The sequence below is a fragment of the Streptomyces sp. NPDC048606 genome, assembly GCF_040650855.1.
In the GTDB taxonomy this organism is placed as follows: domain Bacteria; phylum Actinomycetota; class Actinomycetes; order Streptomycetales; family Streptomycetaceae; genus Streptomyces.
This window is the reverse complement of record NZ_JBEZIB010000013.1, coordinates 182,458-204,084: the sequence shown is the minus strand read 5'-3', so window position 1 is coordinate 204,084 and position 21,627 is coordinate 182,458. Positions and strand designations below refer to the sequence as shown.

Annotated in this window: 18 protein-coding genes, 1 pseudogene and 1 riboswitch; of the genes and pseudogenes, 11 read left to right on the top strand and 8 right to left on the bottom strand. The window is 70.9% G+C overall.

Features of this window, described 5'->3' with window-relative positions; genetic code table 11:
* Positions 1 to 50: 50 nt before the first annotated feature.
* Both AB0D01_RS17160 and AB0D01_RS17155 read right to left on the bottom strand, forming a co-directional pair.
* Positions 51 to 641, bottom strand: coding sequence for a molybdopterin-dependent oxidoreductase (locus AB0D01_RS17160; protein ID WP_363055992.1), 591 nt, complete (start codon positions 639 to 641; stop codon positions 51 to 53).
* Positions 642 to 1,614: 973 nt separating this feature from the next.
* On the bottom strand, positions 1,615 to 2,319 hold the full coding sequence (locus tag AB0D01_RS17155) for a M24 family metallopeptidase (RefSeq protein WP_363055991.1): 705 nt from the start codon (positions 2,317 to 2,319) through the stop codon (positions 1,615 to 1,617).
* 1,116 nt (positions 2,320 to 3,435) lie between these two features.
* On the opposite strand from AB0D01_RS17155, the gene AB0D01_RS17150 reads away from it, so the two are divergent.
* Both AB0D01_RS17150 and AB0D01_RS17145 read left to right on the top strand, forming a co-directional pair.
* Positions 3,436 to 4,158, top strand: coding sequence for a YqcI/YcgG family protein (locus AB0D01_RS17150; RefSeq protein ID WP_363055990.1), 723 nt, complete (start codon positions 3,436 to 3,438; stop codon positions 4,156 to 4,158).
* Entirely contained in the window at positions 4,155 to 5,069 is a 915-nt protein-coding gene (locus AB0D01_RS17145) for an EamA family transporter (RefSeq protein ID WP_363055989.1), read from the top strand. Before AB0D01_RS17150 ends, AB0D01_RS17145 begins: the two co-directional genes overlap by 4 nt.
* A 378-nt stretch (positions 5,070 to 5,447) precedes the next feature.
* Here AB0D01_RS17145 and AB0D01_RS17140 read toward each other — a convergent pair whose 3' ends face one another.
* Together AB0D01_RS17140 and AB0D01_RS17135 are read right to left on the bottom strand one after the other, a co-directional pair.
* Complete coding sequence (locus tag AB0D01_RS17140; protein ID WP_363056017.1) at positions 5,448 to 5,966, bottom strand: anti-sigma factor; 519 nt, start codon at positions 5,964 to 5,966, stop codon at positions 5,448 to 5,450.
* Positions 5,849 to 6,352 carry a sigma-70 family RNA polymerase sigma factor gene (locus AB0D01_RS17135; protein WP_363056016.1) on the bottom strand — a complete coding sequence of 168 codons (504 nt, stop codon included), beginning with the start codon at positions 6,350 to 6,352 and terminating at the stop codon, positions 5,849 to 5,851. The genes AB0D01_RS17140 and AB0D01_RS17135 overlap by 118 nt, the downstream gene beginning before the upstream one ends.
* 448 nt (positions 6,353 to 6,800) lie before the next feature.
* Here AB0D01_RS17135 and AB0D01_RS17130 point away from each other — a divergent pair, with 448 nt between their 5' ends.
* Entirely contained in the window at positions 6,801 to 7,040 is a 240-nt protein-coding gene (locus AB0D01_RS17130) for a chaplin (RefSeq protein ID WP_363055988.1), read from the top strand.
* Positions 7,041 to 7,272: 232 nt separating this feature from the next.
* Here AB0D01_RS17130 and AB0D01_RS17125 read toward each other — a convergent pair.
* A pseudogene (locus AB0D01_RS17125) lies at positions 7,273 to 7,461 on the bottom strand (DUF4394 domain-containing protein); the annotation flags it as partial.
* Positions 7,462 to 7,559: 98 nt separating this feature from the next.
* Here AB0D01_RS17125 and AB0D01_RS17120 point away from each other — a divergent pair.
* From AB0D01_RS17120 to AB0D01_RS17110, 3 genes are all read left to right on the top strand, one after another.
* A complete protein-coding gene (locus tag AB0D01_RS17120) occupies positions 7,560 to 8,243 on the top strand; it encodes a hypothetical protein (protein WP_363055987.1) in 684 nt (227 codons plus the stop codon).
* Positions 8,240 to 9,523 carry a nucleotidyl transferase AbiEii/AbiGii toxin family protein gene (locus AB0D01_RS17115; protein ID WP_363055986.1) on the top strand — a complete coding sequence of 428 codons (1,284 nt, stop codon included), beginning with the start codon at positions 8,240 to 8,242 and terminating at the stop codon, positions 9,521 to 9,523. Before AB0D01_RS17120 ends, AB0D01_RS17115 begins: the two co-directional genes overlap by 4 nt.
* Positions 9,524 to 9,793: 270 nt before the next feature.
* Positions 9,794 to 10,591: a DUF5995 family protein gene (locus tag AB0D01_RS17110; protein WP_363055985.1), complete on the top strand. Its 798-nt coding sequence runs from the start codon at positions 9,794 to 9,796 to the stop codon at positions 10,589 to 10,591.
* 3 nt (positions 10,592 to 10,594) lie between these two features.
* Here the strand turns inward: AB0D01_RS17110 and AB0D01_RS17105 are convergent, their stop codons facing one another.
* The 3 genes from AB0D01_RS17105 to AB0D01_RS17095 are packed head-to-tail and all read right to left on the bottom strand — an operon-like array spanning position 10,595 to position 14,184.
* On the bottom strand, positions 10,595 to 11,737 hold the full coding sequence (locus tag AB0D01_RS17105) for a bifunctional 2-methylcitrate synthase/citrate synthase (RefSeq protein ID WP_363055984.1): 1,143 nt from the start codon (positions 11,735 to 11,737) through the stop codon (positions 10,595 to 10,597).
* Positions 11,738 to 11,758: 21 nt separating this feature from the next.
* Positions 11,759 to 12,664, bottom strand: a complete 906-nt coding sequence (prpB, locus tag AB0D01_RS17100; protein ID WP_363055983.1) for a methylisocitrate lyase — start codon at positions 12,662 to 12,664, stop codon at positions 11,759 to 11,761.
* The gene (locus AB0D01_RS17095; RefSeq protein WP_363055982.1) at positions 12,664 to 14,184 is read right to left on the bottom strand and encodes an MmgE/PrpD family protein; all 1,521 of its coding nucleotides are present in this window, start codon (positions 14,182 to 14,184) and stop codon (positions 12,664 to 12,666) included. Before AB0D01_RS17095 ends, prpB begins: the two co-directional genes overlap by 1 nt.
* 188 nt (positions 14,185 to 14,372) lie before the next feature.
* Here AB0D01_RS17095 and AB0D01_RS17090 point away from each other — a divergent pair, with 188 nt between their 5' ends.
* From AB0D01_RS17090 to folP, 5 genes are all read left to right on the top strand, one after another.
* Complete coding sequence (locus tag AB0D01_RS17090) at positions 14,373 to 15,806, top strand: short-chain fatty acyl-CoA regulator family protein (protein ID WP_363055981.1); 1,434 nt, start codon at positions 14,373 to 14,375, stop codon at positions 15,804 to 15,806.
* Between the two features lie 94 nt (positions 15,807 to 15,900).
* Positions 15,901 to 16,127, top strand: a riboswitch (cobalamin riboswitch).
* A 169-nt stretch (positions 16,128 to 16,296) separates the two neighbouring features.
* Entirely contained in the window at positions 16,297 to 18,621 is a 2,325-nt protein-coding gene (gene metE, locus AB0D01_RS17085; protein WP_363055980.1) for a 5-methyltetrahydropteroyltriglutamate--homocysteine S-methyltransferase, read from the top strand.
* A gap of 107 nt (positions 18,622 to 18,728) precedes the next feature.
* Positions 18,729 to 19,067, top strand: a complete 339-nt coding sequence (locus AB0D01_RS17080) for a hypothetical protein (protein ID WP_363055979.1) — start codon at positions 18,729 to 18,731, stop codon at positions 19,065 to 19,067.
* Positions 19,068 to 19,145: 78 nt separating this feature from the next.
* Entirely contained in the window at positions 19,146 to 20,741 is a 1,596-nt protein-coding gene (gene aceB, locus AB0D01_RS17075; protein WP_363055978.1) for a malate synthase A, read from the top strand.
* Positions 20,738 to 21,604 (top strand): dihydropteroate synthase, encoded by an 867-nt coding sequence (gene folP / locus AB0D01_RS17070; RefSeq protein ID WP_363055977.1) that lies wholly within the window; start codon positions 20,738 to 20,740, stop codon positions 21,602 to 21,604. The genes aceB and folP overlap by 4 nt, the downstream gene beginning before the upstream one ends.
* Positions 21,605 to 21,627 lie beyond the last annotated feature (23 nt).

The following is a 21,627-nucleotide window of genomic DNA, read 5'->3' as shown; positions in this document are numbered from 1 at the left end:
TTTCCGGACCGAAACGAGGACTCGAACCGGCGATGCGTATGAACTCGCCCCTACCCGCCGTCGTCCTCCTGGTAGGAGTGGCGCTGTCCCGTCCACGGGTCGGCGATGTTGTGATAGCCGCGCTCCTCCCAGAACCCGCGTCGGTCCTGGGTCATGTACTCGATGGCGCGCAACCACTTCGGGCCCTTGTAGCCGTACAGGTGAGGAACGACCAGGCGCAGCGGGAAACCGTGCTCGACGGTGAGCGGTTCACCGTCGTGGTGGGTGGCCAGCAGGGTCCGGTCGGAGGCGAAATCGGCCAGGCGGAGGTTGGCGCTGTAGCCGTATTCCGCCCAGGCCATGACGTGGGTGACCTCGGGCGCCGGAGGTGCCAGCTCCAGCAGGACGGCCGCCGGGACCCCGTAGAACTCGTGTCCGGTGGTGGTCGTTCCGGAGGCGCAGTGGAGGTCGGTGGTGAGGGTCGTCCTGGAGAGGGCCGTGACCTCGTCGAAGGTCCATGAGTACTTCTGACCTGTGGCGGTCGCCCCGAAGGCCTGAAGGTTCCAGCGGTCGGCGCGGAACCTCGGGACGGGTCCGTAGTGGGAGACCGGCCAGCCCTTGACCAGGCGCTGTCCCGGCGGGAGGAGTTCGCCCTGCACCACGCACCTCAGCCTTCACACCATCGACCGGCATCAGCAAGCCAGGATCGAATCCTTCCTCGCATATGCAAGCCATTGTGGCAGATTTGCCTCTTGGATGATCGACCCGTTCGATGCCCGTCACGATGGTCCGTTTCCGTGGCTTGATCCAGTCGACCCGACGGGGCTCTGCTTGCTTGACTGGCAGACATCGGTCCCGGGCGGGCGAGCGGCTCCTCCGCCCCGGGACCACACGCAGGAGGCCCCTGTGTTCCGCTCGCGGTGTGCGGCGCACAGGGGCCCCGGTACCGAGCGACACGAGACTCGGCGCCCGCCAACGGATGCCACGCGTTCCGGGTGGAGGTTCGCGCCGAAGTCTCCTCCTCGTGATGACCACGAGCCGGCGGGACGAGTCCGTTCCCGTGCCGTGGCGAAGCACTCCCTCGATCCGACGCGTGCCTTCGACTCCTCCGTACCGGTCGGGGTGTGCCCGGGTGCCGGGTGCCGAATGGCAGGGCAGGGTGCGGATGCGGGTGTCGGCCCGGGACCGCGGGATCCGGTACCCGGCCCCGGGCGAAGCCGAGTCAACCAACGCACCCGGCGTGAGGACGACTGGTTGGGCCTATGAAATCCGGCCACGGGAAACGACAGCACTTCATCGAATCGACCGAGACGAGGACCTGGCGGGCATCGCCTTCATCGACCTGGAGGCTTGAGGAATGCGGAGGGCCCACGGCATGGAGACCAATCCAGATCGGGCGCGCGACGCGGCCCGTCTTCCGGTGGATCAACCAGCGAGTCCGCCCGTTCAGGACTGCTAGGTTTCAGCCAGTCCGGGGCGAACCTCCGGTCCCACATGCCCCCGGTCACTGCGGGTCTTGGGGCATGCTCGGCTCAGGTGCCGGGCGTGGCGGGCAGCGGCCCGCCGCGCCCGGCCCGGGCAACCGGCCTCATGAAGTGACGGGGCTCCGTGGGTGGGACCCGGCCGCCGGAGGCCCTAAGCAAGATCGAGGAGCTGCTCGTAGAAGCCTCCGAATCCGTGCCGCTCGTCGACGAGGTGGACCTCCAGGATCCAGTGGCAGACCCGGCCCGCTCGGTCGGTGCGGCGCAGGAGGGTGTGATTGTCCGGGGTGATGTAGGACTCGACCTTGGCTCCGTCGTTGGTTTCGTGGGGGAATTCCCCCACCAGGTGGCCCGCGTGCCAGCCCCCGAGGGTCCAGCCGGCCTTGGCCGCGAGTCGTTCGACTTCCGCGTACAGCTGTCGTCCGGTGATCCGCGGGTCGTCGTGAAAGGCGCGGCGGCCGGCGGCGAAGACCTCTTCGAGGTCGTCGCGCAAGCGGTGCTTGAGGGGGTCGTCACCGAAGACGAAGGTGCGGCCGAAGTCGGCTTCGTACTCCTCGAAGATCGGGCCGAAGTCGGCGAAGGCGATGTCGTCCTCGCCGAGGATCCGGTCGGGCGGGTTCTCCTTGTACGGGAACATGGTGTGGGGACCTGAGCGGACGATGCGTTTGTGCCAGTGTTTCGTCGTCCCGAACATCTCGTTCGCGAGGTCCCGGATCCGGTCGCTGATCTCCCTCTCGCCCGATCCCGGGACGATCAGTTCCCGTGCCTCCACCTCGACGAAGAGGCGTTCGGCTTTGGCCTGTGCCTCGATGAGGCCTTGGACGCGCGATCTCTCGTCCGTGCGGTCGGATGCTCCCATGGGTGTTCGTCCTCTCTTTCCTGTCAGGGCATCGCGCGCACGATGACGAGCGACCCTTCGTTGGGGTCTGGCGGGCGGTTCGGCCGGCACGCACGGTGGCGGCGGGCTCGCCGGTCACGGCGATCTGGGCTGCGCTCCCCTAGGACCCGGCGCCGACACCGACGTTGAGCACGGTCCGCGCGCCATCGAGGGCTCCGGCGGTGAACCGTGCCACACGGGTGTCGGGTCTACGGACATCCAAGCGGGGCGAGGCGGGGGCGCAGCGGTGTTCGATCTTCGCTTCAGGACCACCTGGCCTCTACCGACGGTCATCTTGCATTCACCGACAAGGGTGCGCAAAGCACCTCGTAGATTCCTGTCAGACGGGTGGAGTCTGCCGCCAACACCCTTCCGGTGAAGCCCGTTCATCGCCGCCACGGGGAATCGAGGCTCGGCGGCGGGGCGGGGGCCGGCGACCGGCCGGTGCACGCACCTGGGGCTGCTCGCGGCCGGGAGGACGCCGAAGGCGAGGGGCGATGTTCGGCCAAGATGGCAAGGTGGGACTTGCCCATTCCGCCATGCCCCCGTAAGGGCACCCGCGGGCATGTGGGGCCGGCACGAACGCCAGGCCCGGCAGGGATACGGAGCGCAAGCGGAACCACACCCCTGACGGATCATCGCGAACGCCGACATGACGGCGGGCTGTTCACACGCGGTCACAGGACTTGGTCGTGAGGCCGGCCGGGAACAGGCGGGGGGCGATGTGGCACAGTGCCCGTCCGCCGACACCGGGAACACTTCTCCGGTCGGCAAATACCAGGGTATCTCTAGTTGTGAGACGCATCTGCAATGTAATTTCCCGATCCAGCCGGCAAATATGCACCCCTGGTCGTGGACAGACGCGGGGGTGGGCTGCCAGGTTGTGGCCGCCCGCTCGCACCGGGCCACCCACGGGCCACAAGCCCTCCTCCACCACCGCGGCGCCCAAACACGCGACCGAGCCCGGCAGCGAGCACGTCAAGATCCTCAGTGCCCCTCACACCCCCCGCGCCGACCGCCATGACGAAGGACGCCCGCAGGGCTCCTCGTCGCCTGGAACCTCACGCCCACACGTCGTGGGCACAGATTGGAGAAGCGGTGTCCAGCACCACACACATCAAACTGTTCCGGCCCGGCAACCACCCCGAGGCCTTCGAGTCGCACCTGGACCAGTTCACGGCGACCGCCGGCTCCCGCGACTTCCCGTGTGTGTTCGCACCCATGGCCCTACGCAAGAACGAGCTGCTCTTCGGCGGCGGCGATGTGGCGCGGGAGGGTTGGCAAGTGGCCGTCACCCTGATGGAGCTGGCTGCCGAGGCGATCTGGGACAACCCCGACCAGGTCGTGGTCCTGTGGATGGACGGCATCGAATCGAACTCCCTCGACGAGGATCACGAGGCGTTCCGGCGGATCCTGCTCACCCTTCTGGAGGTCGGCGGCGAATGGCCCGCGGACGCGCCGACCGATCCTTCGGAAGCGAACTGGAACTTCTGGTACCGAGGGATCGACTTCTTCATCAACGTCAGCACCCGTCACCACCGACTGCGGCGCAGCCGCAACCTCGGGGAGCCCTTCACCCTCGTCGTGCAGTCCCGGGCCAGTTTCGACCGGCTCCCCGTCCACGCCACCGCCGCCCGTCGCCAGATACGTCGCCGCATCACCGAATACGACGGTGTCGCGCTCTCGCCCTACCTGGGCACCCACGGTGACGCGCCCGAACTGCCCCAGTACTTCCTCGGGGACACCAACGGCTGCCCCTACACGGCCGTCACCCGACAGGACGTCGACGCACACCTCGGCCACACCCGGGACCAGGCATGAGCACGGCCACCGGAACCGAGCCGGACGCCCGACGCGGAGCACGGCAGGCACTCGGGCTCATCCTGATCGGCTCGACCGGAATCCAGCTGTCCTCCGCATTCGCGGCGGGCCTGTTCGACTCCCTGGGCCCCCTGCCGGTCAGCTCCCTGCGCATGGCCATCGCCGCGATCGTCCTGTGCGCGCTGTTCAGGCCGGCCCTGCGCGGGCGAACCCGCGGCCAGTGGATCTCCATCGTCGTCTACGGCATGGCCATGGCCGCCATGAACCTCTGCCTGTACTCGGCCATCGACCGCATCCCCCTCGGCGTGGCCGTCACCCTGGAGTTCCTGGGACCGTGCGCGGTGGCGTTCCTCGCCTCACGGCGCGTGCGCGAAGGGCTGTGCGCGCTCGCCGCGTTCATCGGTGTCCTGCTGATCTCGGGACCCGGCGGTTACTTCGACGCGGCCGGGTACGCCTTCGGCCTCGGCGCGGCGGCCTTCTTCGCCCTGTACACGGTCTTCGCCGAGCGGGTCGGCAAGGACGACACCGGACTGTCGGGGCTGGCTCTGTCGGTGGCCGTGGCCGCTCTCGTCTCGGCCCCGTTGGGAATCGGCGCGGTGAGCCGGGTGGACGGCAGGCAGTGGATGGTCCTGGCGGGGGTGGCGGTGGTCGGCGTCGCAGTGCCCTACGCGGTCGACACGATCGCCGCCCGGCTCTCCTCCGCCCGCGTCGTCGGCACCCTCTTCAGCATCGACCCCGTCATGGGCTCCCTGATCGGATGGCTGGTCCTCGGGGAACACATCGGCTGGACCTCGGCTCTCGGAATCCTGATCGTCGCCTGTGCCGGCGCCGCCGTGGTATGGCTCTCTGCCCCCCACCACCCCGACGTACCGCAACTCGCCACGGATCGGGCCGAAAGCCTTCGAGCCTGACTTCCCGCCACACGTCCTTGGGCCGAGTGGCCACGGTGCAGCGGGAGTCCGTGGCACAGAGGATGCCCAGGAGGCCCTCCGCCACCTGTCGAGGCCCCTCGAATGCCTTCCGGCTGTGAGCGGTCCGCAGGTTGTCGACGGGCGGGACGTCTCCGGCTTGCCATGGGCGGCTGGTGGTACGGGTGTCCTGAGCGGCGTTGACGGCCGTGATCGTCGCGGGGTGGGGTGGTGAACGGAATTTCATCGGGCCCGTGTTCGTCCGTCAGCGCCGGAGCGTGGTGGCTCGTCGCGGGAGTCGTGCGTGTTCAGGCGGTGGGTTGGGCCATGGGTCCTCGATTCGGGCTTCGGTCGTACCCCGGCACGAAGGCCGGGATGGCGTCAGGTGGGAAGGGTCAGCAGAACGAGGGGGTCGGTGGTGGGTTGGGGGGAGCCTCCGGCGGGTTCGAGGGTGAGGCCGACCGCGCCCGCATCGGCGATGTCGCCGGTCAGGGCGACGGTCCCGTCGTAGGCGATGAGTCCGGCGGGACGCATGGTGCCGTCGTGGGCGAGCCACAGCTGGTAGGTCCTGCCCGGTCCGGGGGCGGGGAGGTTGGCTGCGGTGAAGACGGCCTTGTTCTGTCCCTCCGAGGCGACGACGGTGGCCAGCGCCCCGTTGGCGGTCTTGCCGTGCACGGTGCGGGCGTCCGGGGCGGCCAGGACGGTGCCGACCGCGTCGAGTTGCCGCTGGGCCTCGCGGGCCCGCTGCCCGAGATCCTGTGCTTCCCGCGCCTGCCACACCGCTACGCCACCCAGTGCCGCGGCGGCCACGCAGGCGGCCAGAGCCACCCGCCCGACACGACGACGCGGGCCGGTGCCGAGGGTGGGTGCGCCGGTGTGGACGGGAACGCGCGGCGGCAGTTGGCGTACCCCGTCGAGGGCGGCCATGATCTGCGCCCTGGCAGCGACGGGCGGTGGCTGGGCGACGGCTGCGGCCCGACCTCGTCGAAGGCGGGGGTGTGCTCGCGGGCGGCCCGGGCGTGCTCGCGGTCGGTCGCGGCCTGGGCGGAGCGGACGCGGTCCACGGCCCTGCGGTGCGCGATCGTCGCCGCCCACGTCCTGACGGAGGCGGACTCGGGGCGGTAGCGGGCGGCCTGCCGCCACAGGTCGATCATCACCTCCTGCGCGACCTCCTCGGACTGCGCCCGGTCACGTACGACCCTGAGCACGATCCCGAAGACCAGAGGCGAGAGAGCGTCGTAGAGCACGGCGAAGGCCTGCTTGTCGCCGTGGGCGACCTTCTGCATGACGTCGACCAGCTCATCGCGGGATCGGGCGCCGCGGCGCCCGCCGCGGGAGGGGAAGGGTCGGTTCACGTGTGCCGCTCCGCCGGGAGTGAGCAGGCGAAGAGGCGACCTGGAGTGGCCGTCGGAGGGCGGGGCGTCCATCGCATGCCGATCCTTCTGTCGTCGCGTGCAGCCGGCCGGACCGTCCCCGAGGACGGTCCGGCTTTCGAAACCAGTACGGGTGTCGTCTGTCCTGCGTAGCCGAACGGCCTGCGGATGGGCGATCACTTCGTCAACCGCGCGGATCGCGTTGAGCCGTTGGAGGGAACCTGGCAGCTTGCGCCAAGCCGCGGCAAGCGCGGCCGCGAAGACGGCGTGTGGGAGGAGCCCGTAGGCGTTCACGAGGCTTCCTCACCGGCCGCGCGGGACCTCCGCGCGGCTGCGCACCCTCAACGGGAGGTACAGAGAAATGGTTCGTGTGCGACGAGGTCTGGCCGTGGCCCTCGCGGCCGGCGCGGTCGTGGTGGCCGGTGCTTCGGTGGCGTCCGCCGACGCGGGCGCGCAGGGCCTGGCGGCGGGCTCGCCGGGCGTGGGCTCCGGCAACCTCATCCAGGTGCCCGTCCACATCCCGATCAACGCCTGCGGCAACACCGTCAACATCATCGGCCTGCTGAACCCGTCCTTCGGCAACACCTGCGTCAACGCCTGAGATCCCACGGCACAAAGCCCCGGTGCGGCGCCGTCACGACGGGGAGGCGCGACCGGTGACCCGCTCCCGGCGCGGGACGCAGCGCGGCCCGGGGGACGCGCTGCGTGCGAGACCGCCGCTGGGCGGGTCGGCTGCGGGTGGCTGTCGGCACAGCCACCCGCAGTACCCGTCCTCCTCCGGCCTACCGGGTGAGCACCGCGGCCGCCCACGGGCGGGAACCGGGAGGGGAGGACTACTTCTGGTTGATGGGCAGGGCGAGGTCGGTAACCTGGTGCCTCTTCGGGACGGCGCCCTTGTCGGTGGCTTTGCCTGTCAGCACGTCCACGGCGTAGAGACGGAAGGCGCTGCCCACTCCGATGGTGGCGAAGCCGTGGTTGCTACCGGCGTCAGCGTCGAAGTAGATGTCGAAGCCGGCGTCCGGCTCGTGCTCAGGGTGTAGATGCCGCCCCTGTCGCCGACGCCGTACACCTTCTCGTTTTCGATTTCCCTTGAACCGTCGTGCTTGGGAAGATCCTGCTCATGTCACTGCTGCTCCCCCACATAACCGAGCCTTCGATCACCGCGGAGGGCTTCGTCGGCGAATTCGAAACCCACATCACCGTGGAGTGCGAGGGTGAGGGGTCGGTGGACAGGCTCGAACGGTGGGCTGCCGACAGAGGTGTCGGCTTCGTGCACATCGTGCTCGCGCGGGGGCAGATGACCTCGCAACCGATGGTGACGTTCCATGGGGCCGGCGCCTTCCCGGAGCAGCTGTCGGCGGCGCTCGCGATGGAGGACGAGCTCCGCGCGTCGGGCTTCGAGCCGGTTCGGGTGAAGATCGAGGCGACGCCTTGGACGCGCGGGGTGCCTCACTCCGATGCCGACGCGGCGCTGCTCGGTCCGGAGGCCCATTTCGAGCACCACATCAAGGTGCTCGTACTGCCGGATTTCGACCGCGCGACGCTGGCATCCCTGGTCAGCGGCCATGGCGCCCACGTGTCGTGGAACGCCAGGCGCGTCGCGGACGACGGTCGTCAGCAACGGTTCGTGACCCAGCGCTGTCATGGCGTCGGTCTGCGCACGGCCGGTGACCGGCTGGAACGGCTGGCCGGTGTCGTGTCCGACGCCGGATACGAGATCGTGTCCGTGGAGCGGGAGTTCGTGGTGTACGACAGCAACATCGCCGTCGACGACGGGTGGATGGCAGAGGGGTCGCGGCGATGACGTCGACATGGGAGTCGTTCGGTTGGCGGGCCTCCGAGGTGCCGAGGAGCGAGCTGGACGACAGCCGGCGGGCGGGCCTCGGGGTGCCGCTGACGCTCCGCCCCGTGCGGGAGGAGGGCGTGGTGCAGCGGCCGATCTTCGATCCCGCGCTCAAGCAGCATTCCAACGCCTACCGTGCCGCCGACCCCCGGTTCGCCGACGCGGAGGTGGGCGCTGCCTGGCTCGCCGCCAGGCGGACCGCGCTGGATCTGGTGTTGACGGCCATCGCGGAGTCCGAGTGGGCCGACCACCTGGTGCTGCGCGGCAGCGTGCTCCTCAAGGGGTGGCTCGGTGACGACGCCCGGGAGCCGGGAGACCTGGACTTCGTCGTCGTCCCCGAAGACTGGCGGATCGAGGAGGAGCGGACGACGTCGATGCTGGACGGCATCGCGCACGCGGCCCAGCGGTCCTCGGCCCCGCGGACCTGCGACACCACCCCGGTGCGCTTCGACGCTGCGGACGCGGTCAGCGAGGACATCTGGACCTACGAACGCGTACCGGGCCGGCGCCTGGTCCTGCCGTGGACGGCCGACGGCGTTCCCGGCGGCGTGGTTCAGCTCGACTTCGTGTTCAACGAGCGCCTGCCACTGGCTCACGAGCCGTTCCCGCTTCCCGCCGGCGCGACGCTGAACGCGGTCACGCCGGAGCTCTCGCTGGCCTGGAAGGTCATGTGGCTGGTCACCGACCGGCATCCGCAGGGCAAGGACCTCTACGACGCGGTGCTGCTCGCCGAGTCCTGCCGCCTACGGTACGAGGTGTTGCGCGACGCCTTCCTCGCCGCCGAGCCCCACTACGCCCTGCACCCCGTGCGGCCCGCCACCATCAGCGCCCTGGTCGCCGATGTGGAATGGGACCACTTCGTCAAGGAGTACCCCGATGTCCTCGGCACGGAGGCGGAGTACGTCGAGCGCCTGGCGCTCGCCCTCGCCCCGACCTTCCTCGGCACCGAGGAGGGCGACGCCCGGGAGGTGAACCGGTGGTGGCTGGAGCTGTGGGTCGCGCAGTACCGCGAACTGCTCGGCCGCACCGACATGCCCACGGTGCAACGGGCGATGGTCGCCGCCGGCACGCCGCCGGTCGTGGCCGTCGTACTCACCGCAGAACTGCTCGGGCGGGAACGGAACAGCCTTCAAGACCTCGCCACCACGATCCTCGCGGATCCCGCATGGGCCGCCTGGACGCCCTACTTCAACCGGGGGCGCAACCGCGAGCGTCTCGACGAGCAACTGAGCGAGTTGTGACGCCCGACCGCTGATCACGCCGCCACCAGGACGGCGCGCGTTGACCGCGTCGGGCGCGGACCTCGACGAAGGCCGCCACGGCCGGCCCGCGTGTCGTTCAGGAAGCCGCGCAACCCCGCGTACGACGCGCCGCTCCGCACCGCGAGGGCGGGCCGTCAGTCATCTCCTGGGAGAGGGGAATTCGGCCAACCGGAGCCACAGGGGCCCGACCGTCCTCGCGCAGCACGTAGGTTGACGTGATCGCGAAGACGTTCACTGGACGGAGTGCGTGTGCTGATCACGACCGGGGGCATCGACTGGCACCCACGTACCGCTCCGGACGCGTTGGAGGCCCTCGAACTGCTCAGCGGTCGGCTGCGGTCCGCCGGCGACGACCGCGCGGTCTTCATCGACGTCTACGCGGTCATCACCCGCCAGGTCGTCCAGGTCACGCGCGGCCAGGACGACACCGGCTTCCTGGACCCCCGGTGGCTCTGCGAGTTGACCGGTCTCTTCGCCGAGGAGGCCCTGATCGCCACGCGCTGCTCGCTGCTCGGCGAGCCGGTGACCAGCTCCTCCTGGCGTCTCGCCACCCGTCACGCCGCCCGCCGGCCGACACTGCCGTGGCAGAACGCCCTGCTCGGGATCAACGCGCACATCAACTACGACCTGGGGCTGGTGGTCCACGACTATCTGCGGGCGCACCGCGAGCGGATCGACGCGCCGCAGTTGGCCCGGTACCACCAGGACTACCAACGGGTGAACCGGATCCTGGAGCGGTCGGTGGTCGAGTGCGCGGACGTCCTGGTCGATCGTTACGGTTGCGGCGCCACCGCCGCCGCGCGATACCTGCCGCTCGGACGTCGGATGGCTGCCCGCGCGGTCATGCGGATGCTGGTGTCGTGGCGGGACCAGGGCCGGCGGGACATCCTGGCGCTGTGGAACGCCCCCGACGAGCGCACGCGCGCCCGGATCCTGCGCCGCATGGACCTGCGTGCCGGGCGGATCGCGCACGCCATCGCGACCGGCCCGGTGCTGGGCCGCTCCCTCGGGACGGTCGGCTCGACGCTGTGGCGCCTCATCGGCTGACCCTCACCGCCCCGGGTGACCGGGGAGGGGGCGTTGGGCGGGGCCGTTGTACGAGCCGAGGGGGCGGATGAGGGCGTTGTGTTCGAGCTGTTCGGTGATGTGCGCGGTCCAGCCGGTGATGCGGCTCATCACGAAGATGGGGGTGAAGGTGGGGATGTCGAAGCCCATGAGGTGGTAGGCGAGGCCGGCCGGGTAGTCGAGGTTCGGGTGGATTCCCTTGCGGCTGATCATCGCGTGGCGGAGCGCGGCGTGCAGGGTGGCGATCCGCGTCACTTCGGGGTCGGAGGCGCGGGCGACGAGGCGGTCGGTGGCTTCCTGCATGATCGGGACGCGGGAGTCGCCGTGCTTGTAGACGCGGTGGCCGAAGCCCATGATCTTGCGCTTGGACGCCAGGGCCTCGTCCAGCCAGTCCGCGGCCCGTTCCGGGTCGCCGATCTCGTTCAGCATGTGCATCACGGCCTCGTTGGCGCCACCGTGGAGGGGGCCCTTGAGCGCGCCGATGGCGGCGGTGACGGCGCTGTAGAGGTCGGAGAGGGTGGAGGTGACCACGCGTGCGGTGAAGGTCGAGGCGTTGAAGCTGTGCTCGGCGTAGAGGATGAGGGAGATCTCGAAGCAGCGGACCACCTCCGGGGCGGGGATCTCGCCGAAGCACATGTGGAAGAAGTTCTGGGCGTAGCCAAGGGACGGGTCGGGCTGGATGGGGGCCAGACCGTGGCGGCGGCGGTGGTCTGCCGCGACGACGACCGGGAGTTTCGCCAGCAGGGAGAGGGACTTGGCTCGGTTGGCCGCGGTGCTGCCGTCGTCCTCGGTGGGGTCCTCGGAGCCGAAGAAGCTGACGGCGGTGCGCAGCACGTCCATCGGGTGGCAGGTGTCGGGGAGGCGCGCGAGCACCTCGGCGGTGGTGCGGTCCAGGGGGCGAAGGGCGCGCTCCTGGGCCTGGAACTCGCGCAGCTGACCGGGGTCGGGGAGTTCACCGTTCCACAGGAGGTGGGCGACTTCCTCGAAGGTGCAGCGGGCGGCGAGGTCCTGGACCGGGTAGCCGCGGTAGGTGAGGGAGTTGGTCTCCTCGATGACGGTGGAGATGGCGGTGGTGTCGACGAAGACACCGGCCAGGCCGCGGTGGATCTCGGGCGCGGTGGCGGTCATGATGGCCTCCGGTGCTGTCGGTCAGTTGCCGGGCGGGAGCGTGAAGTCGAAGACGGCCGAGTCGAAGGTGTTGTAGTCCTCGTAGCCGAGCACCTCGTACAGCCGGGAGCGGGTCTGCATGCGGGGCAGCAGGGATTCCTGGGTGCCTTCGGCGGCCAGGGTGCGCAGGCCGTCCTCGACCGCGCCCATGGCGAGGCGGAAGAGGGTGACGGGGTAGAGCGCGATGTTGTAGCCCAGGTTCTCCAGGGTCGTCGTGTCGAGGAGCCGGCCCTTGCCGAACTCCGTCATGTTGGCGAGCAGGGGAACGTCCAAGGCCTTGCGGAACGCCTCGAACTCGGCCTCGTCGGCGAGGGCCTCGGGGAAGATCGCGTCCGCGCCGGCGTCCACGTACGCCTTCGCCCGGTCGATCGCCGCCGGAAGTCCTTCGACGGCGCGGGCGTCGGTGCGGGCCATGAGCAGGAAGTCCGGGTCGCGGCGGGCGTCGACGACGGCACGGAGCCTGCGGACCATGTCCTCGCGCGGTACGACGGTCTTGCCGTCGAGGTGGCCGCACCGTTTCGGGTTGACCTGGTCCTCCAGGTGGAGTCCGGCCAGACCCGCGTCCTCCATGAGCTGCAGGGTGCGGGCGGCGTTCATCGGCTCGCCGAAGCCGGTGTCCGCGTCGATGAGGACGGGCAGGTCGGTGACGCGGACCACCTGCTGCGCGCGGGCCGCGATCTCGGTGGAGGTGGTCAGGCCGATGTCGGGCAGGCCGAGGTCGGCGGCGAGGACCGCGCCGGAGAGGTAGGCGGCGTCGAATCCGTGCTCCTGGATGAGCCGGGCGCTGTAAGGGTTGATGGCACCGGGGATCCGCAGGAGGCTCCCGGAGGCGAGCTGTTCGCGGAACCGGCGCCGCCGGGAGGCGGGGGTGGTGTGCGTGTGCAGCATCAGAACAGGCCCTTCGGGAGGGTCGCGTCGTACGCGGCGACGACGTTCGTGTCGACGGCCGGGAAGAGTCCGGTCAGGTCGGTCGTGCCGATTTCGGCGAGCCTGGAAGCCGTCCGCAGGAAGTGCTCCTGCGCTTCGGCGGTGACGATGCCCTCGGTCAGGGTGCGGAACTTCGCCTCGTAGCCGGGACGGCCGAAGGGGCGGGCTCCGGCCGGGTGGGCGTCGGCGACGGCGAGTTCGTCCTCGATGACGGTGCCGTCGGCCAGCGTGATGACCGCGCGGCCGCCGAAGGCCCGACGGGCGGGGTCGGGGTCGTGGTAGCGGCGGGTCCACTCCGGGTCCTCGACGGTGGAGATCTTCTGCCACAGCTCGACCGTCTCCGGGCGCTGGGCGCGCTCGGGGGCGTAGGAGCGCTCGTGGTGCCAGCCTCCGTCCTCCAGTGCCACGGCGAAGATGTACGGCACCGAGTGGTCGAGGGTCTCGCGGCTGGCGGTGGGGTCGTACTTCTGCGGGTCGCCGGAGCCGGAGCCGATCACGTGGTGGGTGTGGTGGCTCGTGTGCAGGACGATCGAGCGGACCTTCTCCAGCGGTCCGGCCTTCTCACGCAGGGCTCGGGCGAGGTCGATGATCGCCTGCGCCTGGTACTCGGCGGAGTGTTCCTTGGTGTACGTGTCGAGGATCGCGCGGCGCGCCTCGCCGGGTTCGGGCAGCGACACGGTGTAAGAGGCCTCGGGCCCGTCCAGCATCCAGGCGAGGAAGCCGTCCTCCCCCTCGTAGATGGGCGACGGGGATCCCTCGCCGCGCATGGCCCGGTCCACCGCCTCGATCGCGACCTTCCCGGCGAACGCCGGGGCGAAGGCCTTCCAGCTGGAGATCTCTCCCTTGCGGGACTGCCGGGTCGCGGTCGTGGTGTGCACGGCCTGCTGGATGGCCTGGTGGACGGTCTCGGTGTCCAGCCGCAGCATCGCACCGATACCGCCGGCGGTCGCCGCGCTCAGGTGGGCGACGTGGTCGATCCGGTGGGCGTGCAGGCAGATGCCCTTCACGAGGGCGACGTGGATCTCGTAGGCGGCGGTGATGCCGCGCAGCAGGTCGGCACCGGTGCGGCCGGTGCGCTGGGCCACGGCCAGCAGCGGCGGGATGTTGTCGCCGGGGTGGGAGTAGTCGGCGGCGAGGTAGGTGTCGTGGAAGTCCAGCTCGCGGACGGCCGTGCCGTTGGCCCAGGCCGCCCACTCCGGGGAGACCCTGGTTCCCTCCGCCACCCCGAAAACGCAGGCACCCGTGGCGGACCGGTGGCCGAGTGCCTGCGCCCGGGCCACGGCGACGGGGCGGCGGCGCAGGGATGCGATGGCGACGGACGCGTTGTCGATGATCCGGTTGACGACCATCTCCGAGGCCTCGGGGTCGAGGTCCGGCGCGTCCTGGGTGCCGGTGGCGACAACGGCCAGCTTCCAGGCGAGCTGCTCCTCACGGGGCAGTTGGTCGGCGCTGGGGTGGACGCGTACCTGGTGGTCGATCACGGGACTCCTCGCGGTGTTCTGTGTGCGGTGCGTGTCGTACGCCAGCGAGTCTTCCCCAGCTATCGGTACCGCACGAGGGTGCCAAATTGCGGAATCCGAACATGCGAAACCTGCGAATCTGCGAATCTTGCGAAAGCTGCGGATGCTACCTTCACACGGAAGAGAGAGCGGAAGGGATCCTGATCGGCATGGGGCGTCTCGCCGGACCGAAGATCTTCGCCCACGCGAAACTGCGCAGGCTGCGCCGCGAGCGGGGCATGAACCAGGTAGAGCTGGCCCGCGCCCTGGGGCTGTCCACCAGCTACCTCAACCAGATCGAGCACAACCAGCGCCCGCTGACCGCTCCGGTGCTGTTGCGAATCGCGATGGTGTTCGGGGTCGACCCCGAGTTCTTCTCCGAAGCCGGCGAGGAACGACTGGCCACCGACCTGCGCACGGCTCTCGGCGACGAGGCCTGCGGCACCGGATCGGTACCACCGGAGGAGATCGCGGACGTGGCGCGCGACCACCCCGAGGTGGCCCGAGCCCTGGTCGCCCTCCACCAGCGCTACCGCGGCGCCTCGGAGCGGGTCGCCGCACTGGTCTCCCCCGAGGACACCGCCGGCCTTCTGCCCGCCGAACCCCACGACGAGGTACGTGACTTCTTCTACGCCCACCACAACCACTTCGCCCCGCTGGAGACGGAGGCCGAACGGACCGCCGCGGCCCTCGACCTCGGCCGGATCGGCCGCGCCGCCGACGCGCTCACCGCCCACCTCTCCGACCGGCACGGCATCCGGGTCCTCCAGGCCGGACCGGAACGATCCGCCGACGCACGGCGGTTCGATCCCGGAAGCGGCCTTCTCCTGCTGTCCCCCTGGCTCAGCGAGGCCCAGCGCGCCTTCCAGCTGGCCACGCAGCTGGCGCTGCTGGAGCACGGACCACTGCTGGAAGAGCTGGTCGCGTCCGCGGGCCTCGCATCGCCCCAGGCCGAAGGCCTGGCCAGGATCGGGCTGGCCAACTACTTCGCCGGCGCGGTCCTCATGCCGTACACCGCCTTCCACGCGGCGGCCGAGAAGGTCCGCTACGACATCGAACTGCTCCAGGCGCTCTTCGGCGTGGGCTTCGAAACCGTCTGCCACCGCCTCAGCACGCTCCAGCGCACCGGGCACCGGGGGGTGCCGTTCTCCTTCCTCCGCGCGGACCGCGCGGGCAACATCTCAAAACGCCAGTCCGCGACCGACTTCCACTTCTCCCGCCTCGGCGGCACCTGCCCGCTGTGGACCGTCTACGAGGCCTTCTCCGCCCCCGGCCGCATCCTCACCCAGGTCGCCGAGATGCCCGACGGGAAAAAATACTTCTGGATCGCCCGCACCGTCACCCGCGGCGGCTTCGGCCATCATGCGCCCCGTGCCGACTTCGCCATCGCCCTCGGCTGCGAACTCCGCCACGCACCGCGCCTCGTGTATGCCGAGGGCATCGCCCTGCACGACCCGCGCGCCACCACCCCCATCGGGCTCGGCTGCCGGATCTGCGAACGCCAGGACTGCGCCCAGCGCGCCCGGCCGCCCGCCGGCGGGAGCCTCGCAGTCGACCCCGACCGGCGCACCTACGTGCCCTATCCAGTGGTCAGAGAACCCTGATCACCGGCGATCACCGTCGACACCACATTTCGGAGCGTCTCATTCCACAGTCCGAATGGCGGACACGGCTCGCATGGAAGCCATCGGCCGCCCTAGTGTGGCGCGTGCAGCTGGTTCGCCCCGTCCGCCAGGCGGGATGCGTCGTAAGAGGGAACCCGGTGGGAATCCGGGACTGCCCCGCAGCGGTGAGCGGGAACGACCGCCGTCATACGCACTGGGACCGGACAACGGTCCTGGGAAGCGACGGCCAGTAGGTGCCCGCCGGGAGACCGGCAGGCGTGCCCGCGAGTCCGAAGACCTGCCCGTTGCCCGCACGCGGACGTATTCCGTGTGCGGCCATTCCGGTGACCTCGTGGGCGGGTCGGCGTACAAGACGAGCGGCACCTGCGGTGTGTTCTCCCGCGGCGAGGCCCGTGCGTCCTGTTCTCCCTTCGCGTCCGCGTCCCGTCATTCGGAATGTTCCTGGACACATCTCGCGAAGGAGAGTTCCGTGACAGCGAAGCCCGCAGCCGCGGCAGCACGAGCCACCGTGTACGGCTACCCCCGCCAGGGGCAGAACCGCGAACTGAAGAAGGCCATCGAGGGCTACTGGAAGGGCCGCGTCACCGCCGACGCCCTGCGCCAGACCGCCGCCGACCTTCGCCGTTCCAACTGGCAGCAGCTGACCGAGGCCGGCATCCACGAGGTGCCCACCGGTGATTTCTCGTACTACGACCACGTGCTGGACACCAGCGTCATGGTCGGCGCTGTCCCCGAGCGGCACCGCGGTGCGGTCGCCGCCGACGCCCTCGACGGATACTTCGCGATGGCCCGCGGCACCCAGGACGTCGCCCCGCTCGAAATGACCAAGTGGTTTGACACCAACTACCACTACCTGGTTCCCGAACTCGGCCCCGACACCGTCTTCACCGCCGACTCCGCCAAGCAGGTCGCCGAGCTGAAGGAAGCCCTGGCCCTCGGCCACACCCCCCGTCCGGTGCTGGTCGGCCCGGTGACGTACCTGCTGCTGGCCAAGCCGGCGCCCGGCGTGGCCGCCGACTTCGAGCCGCTGACCCTGCTCGACCGACTCCTGCCGGTGTACGCCGAGGTCCTCTCCGACCTGCGGGCCGCCGGGGCGGAGTGGGTGCAGATCGACGAGCCGGCGCTCGTACAGGACCGCACCCCGGCCGAACTGAACGCCGCTACGCGTACCTACCGCGAGCTGGGCACGGCCACCGACCGGCCGAAGCTGCTGGTCGCCTCCTACTTCGACCGGCTGGGAGACGCCCTGCAGGTCCTCGCGGCCGCCCCGGTGGAGGGCCTGGCCCTCGACTTCACCGACTCGGCCGCCGCGAACCTGGACGCCCTCGCCGCCGTCGGCGGGCTGCCGGGCAAGCGCCTGGTCGCGGGCGTGGTCAACGGCCGCAACATCTGGATCAACGACTACCAGAAGTCCCTCGCCACCCTGGGCACCCTGCTCGGCCTGGCCGACCGCGTCGACGTGGCCGCCTCGAGCTCCCTGCTCCACGTGCCCCTGGACGCCTCCGCCGAACGCGACGTCGACCCGCAGATCCGGCGCTGGCTGGCCTTCGCCCGCCAGAAGGCCGCCGAGATCGCGACCCTGGCCCGCGGCCTCTCCCAGGGCACCGACACCATCGCCGCCGAACTGGCCGCCAACCGCGCCGACCTGGCCTCCCGCGCCGGCTCAGCCATCACCCACGATCCGGCCGTGCGCGCCCGCACCGCCGCGATCACCGACGCGGACGGCCGCCGCTCCCAGCCCTACGACCGGCGCACCGCCGCCCAGCGCGCCCACCTCGGCCTGCCGGTCCTGCCGACGACCACGATCGGCTCGTTCCCGCAGACCGACGAGCTGCGCGTGGCCCGCGCCGACCTGCGGGCCGGCCGGATCGACGCGGCCGGGTACGAGGAGCGGATCGAGAACGAGATCCGCGAGGTGATCTCCTTCCAGGAGAAGACCGGCATCGACGTGCTGGTGCACGGCGAGCCCGAGCGCAACGACATGGTGCAGTACTTCGCCGAGCAGCTGACCGGGTACGTCGCCACGCAGCACGGCTGGGTGCAGTCCTACGGCACCCGCTACGTGCGCCCGCCGGTCCTGGCCGGCGACATCTCCCGGCCCGAGCCGATGACGGTCCGCTGGACCACGTTCGCCCAGGCCCAGACGTCCAAGCCGGTCAAGGGCATGCTGACCGGGCCGGTCACCATGCTCGCCTGGTCCTTCGTCCGCGACGACCAGCCGCTCGGCGAGACCGCCCGCCAGGTGGCGCTCGCCCTGCGCGACGAGGTGAACGACCTGGAGGCCGCTGGCACTTCGGTCATCCAGGTCGACGAGCCGGCCCTGCGCGAGACCCTGCCGCTGCGGGCCGCCGACCACGCGGCCTACCTCGCCTGGGCCACCGAGTCGTTCCGGCTCAGCACCAGCGGCGTGCGGCCCGACACCCAGATCCACACCCACATGTGCTACGCCGAGTTCGGCGACATCGTCCAGGCCATCGACGACCTCGATGCCGACGTCATCAGCCTGGAAGCCACCCGCTCCCACATGCAGGTGGCCGGTGAACTGGCCGAGCACGGCTACCCCCGTGAGGCGGGGCCGGGCGTCTGGGACATCCACTCCCCGCGCGTCCCGAGCACCGCGGAGGCGGCCGGACTGCTGCGCAAGGGGCTGCAGGCCATCCCCGCCGAGCGGCTGTGGGTCAACCCCGACTGCGGCCTGAAGACCCGCGGCTGGACCGAGACCCGCGCTTCGCTGGAGAACCTGGTCGCGGCCGCCCACGAGGTCCGTGCGGAGCTGACGGCCGAGAACGGCTGACGCATACGGTGCGGGCCGGACGCCGAGGCGTCCGGCCCGCACCGCCCACCCCCGGACAAGAGCGGCGCGTTCCGCCCGACCGGGTACCCGGCGACGGAAGGGCTCAGGTGGCGAGGCGCATTCCCGGGCAGATCATGGTGGACGGGCGGCCCATGGTGGTCCTGACACCGAAGGAGTACGCCGGCCTGATCGCCATGCGCCGTCAGGTGGGCGGGCTGGGGGCCCGGCTGCGCGTGGTGAGCGACACGCTGAGAGACACGACCGAATTCCTGTCGGAGCTGGTCGCCGCCCTCGAGTCCTTCGACCACGGCGGATCCCGCCGCGCGACCGGTGGATCGGGACGTCCCCTGACCCCCCTGCTCGCATCGGCACCCGAACTCCTCCGGCACGCAGCCGGGGTCGTCGGGCAGATCCGCCACCGTCCCGCCCGCGCCCGGCGGCAATGAGCGGCCACCGCCCCGGTCGCGTGTGGCACCGTCGGCCCACGGGCACCGCGCACGCGGCCACATTCGGAGAAGAACAGCATGTCCCCCACTCACACACCGACCCGCCGCGTCAAGGTCCTCGGCCCGCCGGGCGACCGTCACGGCGAGATCCTCACTCCCGCCGCGCTGGACTTCCTGGCACGGCTCGACGAGGCCTTCGCCGGCCGCCGCCGGGAGATCCTCACCGCACGCCGCCACCGGAGCGACCGCCTCGCCTCCGGATCCGCGCTGGACTTCCCGCGTGCGACGTCGGCCGTCCGTGACGACCCTCACTGGCGGGTGGCACCGCCGGCTCCCGGCCTGAACGACCGCCGCGTGGAGATCACCGCCCCGCCCACGCCCCGCATGGCCGTGAACGCCCTCAACTCCGGCGCCCGGGTGTGGATGGCCGACTTCGAGGACGCGACCTCCCCGCACTGGGAGAACATCGTCGGCGGTCAGCTGACCCTGCTCGACGCGTGCCGGGGGCGCTTGGACTTCACCGGCCCCGAGGGCAAGGAGTATCGGGTCGGCCCGGACCTTCCGACCGTCATGGTCCGCCCCCGGGGCTGGCACCTGGAGGAGGAACACCTGACGGTGGACGGCCGTCCCCTGTCGGCCTCGCTGGTCGACTTCGGACTCTACTTCTTCCACTGCGCGCAGCGCCGGATCGACGCCGGTTCCGGGCCCTACTTCTATCTTCCGAAGCTGGAGAACCGGTACGAGGCCCGCCCGTGGAACGACGTCTTCGTCTTCGCGCAGGACCTCCTGGGCATCCCCCGCGGCACGGTCCGGGCCACTGCCATCATCGAGACCGTCACCGCCGCGTTCGAGATGGAGGAGATCCTCTACGAGCTCCGTGAACACAGTGCCGGGCTCAACGCGGGCCGCTGGGACTATCTGTTCAGTCTGATCAAGACCTTCGGCCACCGCGCCCGGTTCCTGCTGCCCGACCGCACCGAGATCACCATGACCGCCCCCTTCATGAGGGCGTACGCCGAGCTCCTCGTCCGTACCTGCCACCGTCGCGGCGCGCACGCCATCGGCGGCGTCGCCGCGCACCTCCCGGCCAAGGGCGCGGTGGCCGACCCGGCCGCTTCGGCGCGCGTCCACCTCGACAAGGAGTGCGAGGCCCGGGCCGGGTTCGACGGTTCCTGGGTCGCCCACCCCGCCCTGGTACCCGTCTGCCGCGAGGTCTTCGACCTCCACCTCGGTGGCGGTCCGCACCAGATCCACCGGCCTGTCGGCAACGTGCCCGTCCGCGCTGCCGACCTGTTGTCCGTACGCCGGTCCGCGCTGCCCCCGGGCACCGAGCAGATCCGCTCGAACGTGGCCGTCGCACTGCGGTACTTCGACGCCTGGCTGAGGGGACGCGGGGCTGTCGCCCTCGACGGGCTCCTGGAGGACACGGCGACCGCCGAGATCGCACGTGCCCGGCTGTGGCAGTGGCTCCGGCACCGCGTGGTCACCCAGGAGGAGCTGTTCGGTGTGATCGACGCCGAAGCAGCCGCTCTGGCCGCGGAGCAGCCGGGCGCCCTGGTCGCCGAGGCCCGTGAGATCCTCGAACGTACTCTGGTGTCACGCGAGTTGCCGGACCACTTCACCACGGAGGCGTACCGGCGCCATCTCGTGCGGCGGACGGAGGCGTCCTCATGACCGTCCACCACCGCGGCAAGCGCGTCCCCGTCGCGGGACTGCCCGACTGGGGCCGGTGCGCGGTCATGGGCGTCGTGAACGTGACCCCCGATTCGTTCTCGGACGGCGGCCGGTGGTTCGACACGTCTACCGCCGTCAAGCACGGGCTGGACCTCGTGGCGGAGGGCGCCGACCTCGTCGACGTCGGGGGCGAGTCGACCCGGCCCGGCGCCCTGCGGGTCGACGAGGAGGAGGAACTGCGCCGGGTCGTGCCCGTCGTACGGGACCTCGCCGCCGAGGGCGTCCCGGTGTCCGTCGACACGATGCGCGCGTCCGTCGCGGCGCGGGCGATCGACGCCGGCGCGGTCCTGGTCAACGACGTCAGCGGCGGCCTCGCCGACCCCGCGATGGTCCCGGCCGTCGCCGCCGGCGGCGTTCCGTTCGTGGTGATGCACTGGCGCGGGTTCAGCCACGACATGAACGGCCGTGCGGTGTACGGGGACGTGGTGGGCGAGGTGCTCGGAGAACTCGGCGCCCGCGTCGACGCCGTCGTGGCCGCCGGCATCCCCGTCGAGCGCCTGGTGGTCGACCCCGGGCTCGGCTTCGCCAAACGGGCCGAGCACGACCTGAGCCTGGTCGCGGCGCTGGCCGAGGTGTGTGCGCTGGGCCGTCCGGTCCTGGTCGCAGGCTCCCGCAAGCGGTTCCTCGGGCACGTCCTCGCCGATGGGGACGGCACGCCGCCGCCCGCCCACGGACGGGACGCCGCCACCGCCGCCCTGTCGGCGATCGCCGCCCTTCAGGGGGCCTGGGGCGTGCGGGTTCACGACGTGCGCGCGACGTCCGACGCCGTCAGGGTCGCTCACGCGATCGCGTCGGCCGGTTGACAGGTCCGGGTCCCGGGCCTGCC

What these genes read in the sequence shown, in the direction of transcription:
- AB0D01_RS17155 (WP_363055991.1), bottom strand. Translation starts at nt 2,319, where the DNA reads ATGGGAGCATCCGACCGCACGGACGAGAGATCGCGCGTCCAAGGCCTC.
- AB0D01_RS17145 (WP_363055989.1), top strand. Translation starts at nt 4,155, where the DNA reads ATGAGCACGGCCACCGGAACCGAGCCGGACGCCCGACGCGGAGCACGG.
- AB0D01_RS17135 (WP_363056016.1), bottom strand. Translation starts at nt 6,352, where the DNA reads ATGCAGAAGGTCGCCCACGGCGACAAGCAGGCCTTCGCCGTGCTCTAC.
- AB0D01_RS17130 (WP_363055988.1), top strand. Translation starts at nt 6,801, where the DNA reads ATGGTTCGTGTGCGACGAGGTCTGGCCGTGGCCCTCGCGGCCGGCGCG.
- AB0D01_RS17120 (WP_363055987.1), top strand. Translation starts at nt 7,560, where the DNA reads ATGTCACTGCTGCTCCCCCACATAACCGAGCCTTCGATCACCGCGGAG.
- AB0D01_RS17115 (WP_363055986.1), top strand. Translation starts at nt 8,240, where the DNA reads ATGACGTCGACATGGGAGTCGTTCGGTTGGCGGGCCTCCGAGGTGCCG.
- AB0D01_RS17105 (WP_363055984.1), bottom strand. Translation starts at nt 11,737, where the DNA reads ATGACCGCCACCGCGCCCGAGATCCACCGCGGCCTGGCCGGTGTCTTC.
- prpB (WP_363055983.1), bottom strand. Translation starts at nt 12,664, where the DNA reads ATGCTGCACACGCACACCACCCCCGCCTCCCGGCGGCGCCGGTTCCGC.
- AB0D01_RS17090 (WP_363055981.1), top strand. Translation starts at nt 14,373, where the DNA reads ATGGGGCGTCTCGCCGGACCGAAGATCTTCGCCCACGCGAAACTGCGC.
- aceB (WP_363055978.1), top strand. Translation starts at nt 19,146, where the DNA reads ATGTCCCCCACTCACACACCGACCCGCCGCGTCAAGGTCCTCGGCCCG.
- folP (WP_363055977.1), top strand. Translation starts at nt 20,738, where the DNA reads ATGACCGTCCACCACCGCGGCAAGCGCGTCCCCGTCGCGGGACTGCCC.